Genomic DNA, 8,793 nt, shown 5'->3' on the forward strand with positions numbered 1-8,793 from the left:
GCCAGGGGGAGTTCCGGAGGCGGGGATAGGAGGCGCGCAGCGGTAGGTGGGGGGCTAGTAGGACTTGGGCAGGCCCAGGGTCTGGTGGGAGATGTAGTTGAGGATCATCTCGCGGCTGACCGGGGCGATCCGGGCCACCCGGGAGGCGACGATCAGCGCGGCCAGGCCGTACTCGCGGGTGAGGCCGTTGCCGCCGAGGGTGTGGACGGACTGGTCCACCGCACGGACGCAGGCCTCCCCCGCCGCGTACTTCGCCATGTTCGCCGCCTCCCCCGCTCCCACGTCATCGCCGGCGTCGTAGAGGTGGGCCGCCTTCTGCATCATCAGGCGGGCCAGTTCGAGCTCGATGTGGGCGGTGGCCAGGGGGTGCGCTATGGCCTGGTGGGCGCCGATGGGGGCCTTCCAGACCTGGCGGGTCTTCGCGTAGTCGACGGCCCGGGCGAGGGCGTAGCGGCCCATGCCGATGGCGAAGGCGGCGGTCATGACGCGCTCGGGGTTGAGGCCTGCGAAGAGCTGGAGCAGGCCCGCGTCCTCGTCGCCGACCAGGGCCGAGGAGGGGAGCCGCACCTCGTCCAGGACCAGCTCGAACTGCTTCTCCGCCGCCTGGAGTTCCATGTCGATGGGGGTGTGGGTGAAGCCGGGGGCCTCGCGGGGGACGATGAACAGGCAGGGTTTCAGGCTGCCCGTCCGGGCGTCTTCCGTGCGGCCCACGATGAGGGTGGCGTCCGCGATGTCCACGCCGGAGATGAAGACCTTGCGGCCGGTCAGGACCCAGTCCTCTCCGTCGCGGCGGGCGGTGGTGGTGATGCGGTGGGAGTTGGAGCCGGCGTCGGGTTCGGTGATGCCGAAGGCCATGGTGCGGGTGCCGTCGGCCAGCCCGGGGAGCCAGGCCCGCTTCTGCTCCTCGGTGCCGAAGCGGGCGATGACCGTGCCGCAGATGGCGGGCGAGACGACCATCATGAGGAGCGGGCAGCCCGCGGCGCCGAGTTCTTCGAGGACGATGGACAGTTCGGCGATGCCGCCGCCCCCGCCGCCGTACTCCTCGGGGAGGTTGACTCCGAGGTAGCCCAGTTTGGCGGCGTCCGCCCACAGTTCGTCGGGGTGGCCGCCCTCGCGGGCGATGCGGGCGAGGTACTCGCGCCCGTACTTGCGGCCGAGGGCGGCGACCGCCGCGCGCAGGTCCCGGTGTTCTTCGGTTTCCAGGGTCGTGGTGCCGAGGGTCGTGGTGCCGGGGGTGGAGCTCATGCTTCCTCCTGGACTACGGCGAGCAGGGCGCCGAATTCGACCTGTTGGCCGGTGACGGCGTGGAGCGCGGTGAGCGTGCCGGAGGCGGGGGCGAGGATGCGGTGCTCCATCTTCATGGCCTCCAGCCAGAGCAGGGGCTGCCCGGCGGTGACCGGGCTGCCGGGGGCGAGGCCCTCGGCGACGCGGACGACGGTGCCGGGCATGGGGGCGAGCAGTGAGCCCGGTTCGGTGCGGTCCTGGGGGTCCTCGAACCGGGGGACGGGGGTCAGCGCGTGGGCGCCGAGCACGGAGTCCACGTACGTCGTGTTCGATTTACGTTTCACGTGGAACATCCGCCGGACGCCGTCCACTTCGAGGGTCACCGCGTGGCGCGCGGCGGACAGGACGCGTACGCCGGGGTGGTCCGGGAGCTCCGGGGGGCCGCTGCGGGCCGGGTGGTAGCGGACTTCGTACTCGGCGGTCCCGGCGGCCGTGTACCGGCGGCTCTGCGGCTGGGAGCGGAGGTTGCGCCAGCCGCCGAGGCGGGCGGCGAGGGAGGAGTCCGGGTCGGGGGCGGCCTCGGCGAGGGCGGCGGCGAGCGCGCAGAGCGCGGGGGCCCGGTCGTCCGGGGCGGTGTCGGTGAGGGCCGCCAGGTGGCGCTCGTAGAACCCGGTGTCGAGCCGGGCCGCCGCGAACTCCGGGTGCCGCAGGGACCGTACGAGGAGCTCCCGGTTGGTGGTCAGCCCGTGGATCCGGGCCCCGGCGAGGGCGTGGGCCAGGGCGCGGACCGCCTCGGCGCGGGTCGGGGCATGGGCGACGACCTTGGCGAGCATGGCGTCGTAGTGGACGGAGACGGTGTCCCCGTCGGTGAATCCGGTGTCCACGCGGACCGCGGAGGGGACGTCCAGGGTGTGCAGGACGCCGGTCTGCGGCCGCCAGTCGGCGGCCGGGTCCTCGGCGTAGAGGCGGGCCTCGACGGCGTGTCCGGCGGGCGTGGGCGGCTGGAGGGGCAGCGCGGCGCCCTCGGCGATCCGCAGCTGCAGGGCGACGAGGTCGATCCCGAAGACCTCTTCGGTGACGGGGTGTTCCACCTGGAGGCGGGTGTTCATTTCCAGGAAGTACGGGCGGCCCTCGGCGGTGACGAGGAACTCCACCGTGCCCGCGCCCTCGTACGAGACCGCGCGGGCGGCGGCCACGGCGGCCTCGTGGAGGCTGGTGCGCAGGGCCTCGGGGAGGCCGGGCGCGGGGGCTTCCTCGATGACCTTCTGGTGGCGCCGCTGGAGGGAGCAGTCGCGGGTGCCGAGCGCCCAGACGGTGCCGTGGGAGTCGGCGAGGATCTGCACCTCGACGTGGCGGCCGCGCTCCACGTACGGCTCGGCGAAGACCTCCCCGTCGCCGAAGGCGGACAGGGCCTCGGCGGAGGCGGCATCGAGGGACTCCTTGAGGGAGTCGAGGTCGCGGACCACCCGCATCCCGCGGCCGCCGCCGCCCGCCGCGGCCTTGAGGAGCAGCGGCAGGTCGGCGACGGTGGCCGCGTGCGGGTCGACCGGGTCGAGCAGCGGGACCCCGGCGGCGCGCATCAGCTCCTTGGCCCGGGTCTTGGAGGCCATGGCCTCCATGGCCTCGGGCGGCGGGCCGACCCAGGTGAGCCCGGCGGCGCGGACGGCCCGGGCGAAGTCGGCGTTCTCGGAGAGGAACCCGTAGCCGGGGTGGACGGCGTCGGCGCCCGCCGCGAGGGCGGCGCCGATGACCAGGTCGCCGCGCAGGTAGGTGTCGGCCGGCGCCGCGCCGGGCAGCCGGACGGCCGCGTCGGCCGTGCGGACGTGGAGGGCGTCGGCGTCGGGGTCGGAGTGGACGGCGACGGTGGCCAGGCCCAGCGTGCGGGCCGTGCGGAAGACGCGGACGGCGATCTCGCCGCGGTTGGCGACGAGGAGGGACGTCAGGGTGGTGTGCGGGGTCGTGGTCATGTGCGGGGTCGTGGTCATGTGCGGAGTCGTGGTCATGTGCGGGCTCACATCCGGAAGACGCCGAAGCCGCCACGGGCGCCCTCGACGGGGGCGTTGTGGACGGCCGAGAGGCACAGGCCGAGGACGGTGCGGGTGTCGCGGGGGTCGATGACCCCGTCGTCGTACAGCCGCCCGGACAGGAACATCGGCAGGGACTCGGACTCGATCTGCGCCTCCACGAAGGCGCGCATGCCGGCGTCGGCCTCTTCGTCGTAGGGCTGTCCCTTCGCCGCGGCCGACTGCCGGGAGACGATGGAGAGGACGCCCGCGAGCTGGGCGGGGCCCATGACGGCGGACTTCGCGCTGGGCCAGGCGAAGAGGAAGCGGGGCTCGTAGGCGCGGCCGCACATGCCGTAGTGGCCGGCGCCGTAGCTGGCGCCGATCAGGACGGAGAGGTGGGGGACCTTCGAGTTCGAGACCGCGTTGATCATCATCGAGCCGTGCTTGATGATGCCGCCCTGCTCGTACTCCTTGCCGACCATGTAGCCGGTGGTGTTGTGGAGGAAGAGGAGCGGGATGTCGCGCTGGTTGGCGAGCTGGATGAACTGGGCCGCCTTCTGCGATTCCGCACTGAACAGCACCCCTTGGGCGTTGGCGAGGATGCCGACCGGGTAGCCGTGCAGGCTCGCCCAGCCGGTGACGAGGCTGGTGCCGTAGAGGGGCTTGAACTCGTCGAAGTCGGAGGCGTCGACGATCCGGGCGATGACCTCGCGGGGGTCGAAGGGGGTCTTGAGGTCGGCGGGGACGATCCCGAGGAGTTCCTCGGGATCGTGGAGGGGCTCCTCGGCGCGTACCGGATCGGGCCCGGCCTTGCGGTGGTTGAGGCGGGCCACCACGCGGCGGGCCTGGCGGATGGCGTCGTGCTCGTCGAGGGCGTAGTAGTCGGCGAGGCCGGAGGTCCGGGCGTGCATGTCGGCTCCGCCGAGGGACTCGTCGTCGCTCTCCTCGCCGGTGGCCATCTTCACGAGCGGCGGGCCGCCCAGGAACACCTTGGAGCGGTCCTTGATCATGATGGTGTGGTCGGACATGCCTGGGATGTACGCGCCTCCGGCGGTGGAGTTGCCGAAGACCACGGCGATGGTGGGGATGCCGTCGGCCGAAAGCCGGGTGAGGTCGCGGAAGATGGCGCCGCCCGGGATGAAGATCTCCTTCTGGGAGGGGAGATCGGCTCCGCCGGACTCGACGAGGCTGATGCAGGGGAGCCTGTTCTGCCGGGCGATCTCGTTGGCGCGGAGCGCCTTCTTGAGCGTCCAGGGGTTGGAGGCGCCGCCGCGCACCGTGGGGTCGTTGGCGGTGACCAGGCATTCGACGCCCTCGACGGTGCCGATGCCGGTGACCATGGAGGCACCGACCGGGTAATCGCTGCCCCAGGCGGCGAGCGGGGACAGCTCCAGGAAGGGCGTATCCGGATCGAGCAGCAGCTCGACGCGCTCCCGGGCGAGGAGCTTGCCGCGGGTCTTGTGACGCGCGGTGTACTTCTCCCCGCCACCGGCAAGGGCGGCGGCATGCGCCGCATCGACCTCGGCGAGGCGCTCCAGGGCGGCGCTACGGGCCTGCGCGTGCTCGGGGGCGAGCGGGTCGAGGGCGCTCTTGAGGCGGGTCACGGGGTCCCCTCCGGGGCGGTGGTCGGTACGGGTCGGCCCTGCGCGGGTGGCTCCGCCGGTGGTTGCGGCAGGGCTGCGGGGTGCGACGCCGGTGGCCCGGGCAGGGCTGCGGGAGTCGCCTCGGGCGGTTGCAGCAGGGCTGTGGGGATGTCCACGTGGCGGGAGCGGAGCCATTCGCCCAGAGCCTTGGCCTGGGGGTCGAAGCGGTGGCCGGAGGCGACGCCGGCGCCGAGGATCCCGGTGAGGGTGAAGTTGAGGGAGCGGAGGTTCGGGAGGGTGTGGCGGGTCACCTCCAAGGGGGCGGCTTCGGGGAGGAGCTCCTTGAAGGCGTCGACGGTGAGGGTCCGGTGGAGCCACTCCCAGGCGGGGTCGGTCTCGGCCCACACGCCGACGTTGGCATCGCCGCCCTTGTCGCCGCTGCGGGCCCCGACGATGGTGCCGAGCGGCACCCGGCGGGTGGGCAGCGCGGGGTCGGGCGTGGCCGGCGGGTGGGGGTCCGGCGCGGCCGGCGGATGCGGGTCCGGTGTCGCCGGCGGATGCGGGTCGGGCGCAGCCGGGGCATGCGGGTCCGGCGTCGCCGGCGGATGCGGGTCCGGCGTCGCCGGCGGGTACGGGTCCGGCGCAGCCGGCGGGTACGGGTCCGGCGCAGCCGGGGCATGCGGGTCCGGCGTCGCCGGCGGGTACGGGTCCGGCGCAGCCGGGGCATGCGGGTCCGGTGTGGTGGGCCCTGCGGGGCTTTCCCCCACCCCGCCCCTTCCCGAAACCGGGGGCTCCGCCCCAGGGGTCCCGGAACCGGGCTCCGCCGCCGAACCCCCGAGGCCGGGCAACGCCCCGGAGGTCCCGAGGCCGGGCTCCGCCCCAGGGGTCCCGGAACCGGGCTCCGCCCCCCAACCCTCAAGGCCGGGCTCCGCCCCGGAGGTGCCGAGGATGGGCTCCGGCCGAGGGGTCCCGGGGGCGGGCTCCGGCGCGGGGTTTTCGGGGGCTCCGGGCTCGGACGGCTGGGCCTGCGACAGCGGAGGGGGCGAACTGGGCGCGGTGGCGGCTGAGGTACGGGTCTGGGCGGCGCCCAGGGAACGGGGGAAGGGCGGGGAGGGGACACGCCCCGCAGGGCCGGGCTCCGACCCAGGGGTTCCTGGGCCGGGCTGTGTCCCTGGAGTTGCAGGGTCGGGCTCCGCGCCAGGGGTTCCTGGGCCGGGCTGTGTCCCTGGAGCCGCAGGGCCGGGCTCCGGCCGAGGGGTCCCGGAACCGGGCTCCGCCCCCGAACCCCCGTGGCCGGGCTCCGACCCAGGGGTGGCTGGGTCGGGCTGTGCCGCTGGCGCCGCAGGGGCGGGCGGCGACGCGGGCTTGGCGGGAGGTGTGTTGGTGGGCGTTGGCGGAGCCGGAGGGCGGGGCGGGGCGGCTGAGGTCGGCCCGCCGGGACCGGGCTCGGCGGTTTTTGGGGTCTGGGGGCCCGCGGGGAGGCCGTGCAGCCCGATCGGCAGCCGGGTGCCGTCCGTGAGGACCGCCGTGTGGGGGACCGCGGTGGCGGGGATCGTGGTCGAGGCGAAGACTCCGTACGGCTGGGCCGGGGTCGGGGGGGCCGTGACGTGGAAGCCGGGGTAGCTGGACAGGGCCAGTTCGATGGCCGCCGAGGTCAGGGCGCGGCCCACCCGGTCCGGGGACGGGTCGCGGACGACCAGGCGGAGCAGGGCGCTCGCGGTCTCCTCCGTCTCCGCGTCCTCGTGGTCCGTACGGGACAGCGTCCAGGCGACGGAGGAGACCGGCGCGAGCAGGGCCGCCAGTTGCTCCCGTACGAGCGCCGCCTTCGCGTCGACGTCCAGGCCCGTCAGGACGAAGACGACCTCGTTGCGCCAGCCCCCGATGCGGGTCGCCCCCACCTTCAGGGTGGGGGGCGGGGCCTCCCCCAGGACCCCGGAGATCCGGACCCGGTCCGTGCCCGCGTCCGACAGCCGGACCGTGTCCAGGCGGGCCGTCACGTCGGGGCCGAGGTAGCGGATGCCCTGGGTTTCGTAGAGGAGTTGGGCCGTGACCGTACCGACGGAGACGACGCCGCCCGTGCCCGGGTGCTTCGTGATGACGGACGAGCCGTCCTGCGCGATCTCCGCGAGCGGAAACCCGGGCCGGGACACGTCGTGGCGGGTGAAGAAGGCGTAGTTGCCGCCCGTGGCCTGGGTTCCGCACTCCAGGACGTGCCCCGCCACCACCGCCCCGGCCAGCCGGTCGTGGTCCTCCGGCGCCCAGTCGAACCACCAGGCCGCGGGCCCGCTCACGAGCGCCGCGTCCGTGACCCTGCCGGTCACCACCACGTCCGCGCCCGCCCGCAGGCAGGCCGTGATCCCGGCGCCGCCGAGGTAGGCGTTCGCGGTGAGCGCGCCCTCCCCGGAGGGCAGCGCGTACGGCATCAGGTCGTCGCCCTCCACGTGGGCCACCGAGACCGGAACGGACAGCTTCGCGGCCAGCGCGCGGACGGCTCCGGCGAGCCCCGCCGGGTTCAGTCCGCCCGCGTTCACCACGATGCGCACGCCCCGCTCGTGGGCGAGGCCCAGGCACTCCTCCAGCTGGCGCAGGAAGGTTTTGGCGTACCCGAGTTCCGGGTTCTTCAGGCGGTCGCGGCCGAGGATCAGCATGGTCAGCTCGGCCAGGTAGTCCCCGGTCAGCACGTCGAGGGGACCCTGCGTCAGCATCTCGCGCAGGGCGTCGAAGCGGTCCCCGTAGAAGCCCGAGGCGTTGCCGATCCGCAGGGGGCGCCGGGTCACCGGGAGGCCTCCGGCGTGCGGCCGGGGCCCGCCGGGCCGGCGAAGGCCTGGGCGATGTCGAGCCAGCGGTCGGCGTCGGGGCCGGACGCCGTCAGGGCCAGGTCGGCGCGGTGCGCGCGCTGGGTCACCAGCAGGCAGAAGTCGAGCGCCGGGCCGGTGATCCGCTGCGGCGCGTCCTCGGGGCCGTACGCCCACACCTCCGCGGAGGCTCCCGGGGCCGTCAGCTCCACCCGGAACTCCCCCGTCGGCGCGGGCAGTCCCCGTACCGCGTAGGCGTAGTCGCGCGCCCGGACCCCGATCCGCGCCACGTGCCGCAGCCGGGCCGTCGGGACGCGGCGCACGCCGAGCGCGTCGGCGACGTCCTGGCCGTGCGCCCAGGTCTCCATCAGGCGGGCGCTCGCCATCGACGCGGCCTTCATCGGCGGCCCGTACCAGGGGAACCTGGTGTCGGGCGAGGCCGCTGCCAGGGCTCCGTCGAGGGCGGTGCGGCCGTCGCGCCAGCGGGCGAGCAGCTCGGCGGGGGCCAGGGCGGCGCCCTCCTCGGCACCCGCGTCGACGAAGGAGTCGGGGGCCTTCAGGGCCTCCTCGACCAGCCCCGCGAAGGCGGTGGCATCGGTGAGGGCGAGCAGCGCGGCCCGGTCGGTCCAGTGCAGGTGGGCGATCTGGTGGGCGAGGCTCCAGCCGGGCGCGGGCGTGGGCCTCGCCCAGTCGGCAGCGGGCAACTCCGCGACCAGCGCGTCGAGTTCCCGGCCCTCCTCGCGGAGATCGGCGAAGACGGCGAAGACGTTCTCGACAGCGGACGGATCGGGCACGGGTGCGCTCCCCTTCTCGGCGTGAGGGGAAGCGTGGCAGCCGCCACGAAAACAATCAAGCGTGCTTGCATTTATTTTTGGTGAGATGAACGGGATTGGGTGGCACGGCACTTGGACGGTGCGGGGCGCCGGGGGGGCGCACGGGACCCAGGGGGGGGCGGGACCCAGGGGGCGCGGAACCCGGGGCACGGAACCCGGGGGGCACGGGACCCGAGGGGCACGGGACCCGGGGGGCGCGGGACCCGGGGGCGCGGAACCCGGGGGCGCGGAACCCGGGGGCGCGGAACCCGGGGGCACGGAACCCGGGGGCACGGAACCCGGGGGCACGGAACCCGGGGGCACGGAACCCGGGGGCACGGAACCCGGGGGCACGGAACCCGGGGGCACGGAA

The 8,793-nt window shown here is 74.8% G+C and carries 4 protein-coding genes and 1 pseudogene; all 5 read right to left on the reverse strand.

All coding sequences use genetic code 11. The annotated features are described in order from the left end of the window. Positions 1–54 precede the first annotated feature (54 nt). Positions 55–1,245, reverse strand: coding sequence for an acyl-CoA dehydrogenase family protein (locus ACIA8F_RS36250; protein WP_399385290.1), 1,191 nt, complete (start codon positions 1,243–1,245; stop codon positions 55–57). Next, the gene (locus ACIA8F_RS36255) at positions 1,242–3,227 is read right to left on the reverse strand and encodes a biotin carboxylase N-terminal domain-containing protein (RefSeq protein WP_399385291.1); all 1,986 of its coding nucleotides are present in this window, start codon (positions 3,225–3,227) and stop codon (positions 1,242–1,244) included. The genes ACIA8F_RS36250 and ACIA8F_RS36255 overlap by 4 nt, the downstream gene beginning before the upstream one ends. A gap of 8 nt (positions 3,228–3,235) precedes the next feature. Further along, positions 3,236–4,834: an acyl-CoA carboxylase subunit beta gene (locus ACIA8F_RS36260; RefSeq protein ID WP_399385292.1), complete on the reverse strand. Its 1,599-nt coding sequence runs from the start codon at positions 4,832–4,834 to the stop codon at positions 3,236–3,238. 131 nt (positions 4,835–4,965) lie between these two features. Then, positions 4,966–7,518, reverse strand: a pseudogene (locus tag ACIA8F_RS36265) (acyclic terpene utilization AtuA family protein); the annotation flags it as partial. A gap of 68 nt (positions 7,519–7,586) precedes the next feature. Continuing rightward, positions 7,587–8,402 (reverse strand): TIGR03084 family metal-binding protein, encoded by an 816-nt coding sequence (locus ACIA8F_RS36270; protein ID WP_399385293.1) that lies wholly within the window; start codon positions 8,400–8,402, stop codon positions 7,587–7,589. Between the last annotated feature and the right edge of the window lie 391 nt (positions 8,403–8,793).

This window comes from Streptomyces sp. NPDC051563 (genome assembly GCF_044454225.1).
Classification (GTDB): domain Bacteria; phylum Actinomycetota; class Actinomycetes; order Streptomycetales; family Streptomycetaceae; genus Streptomyces.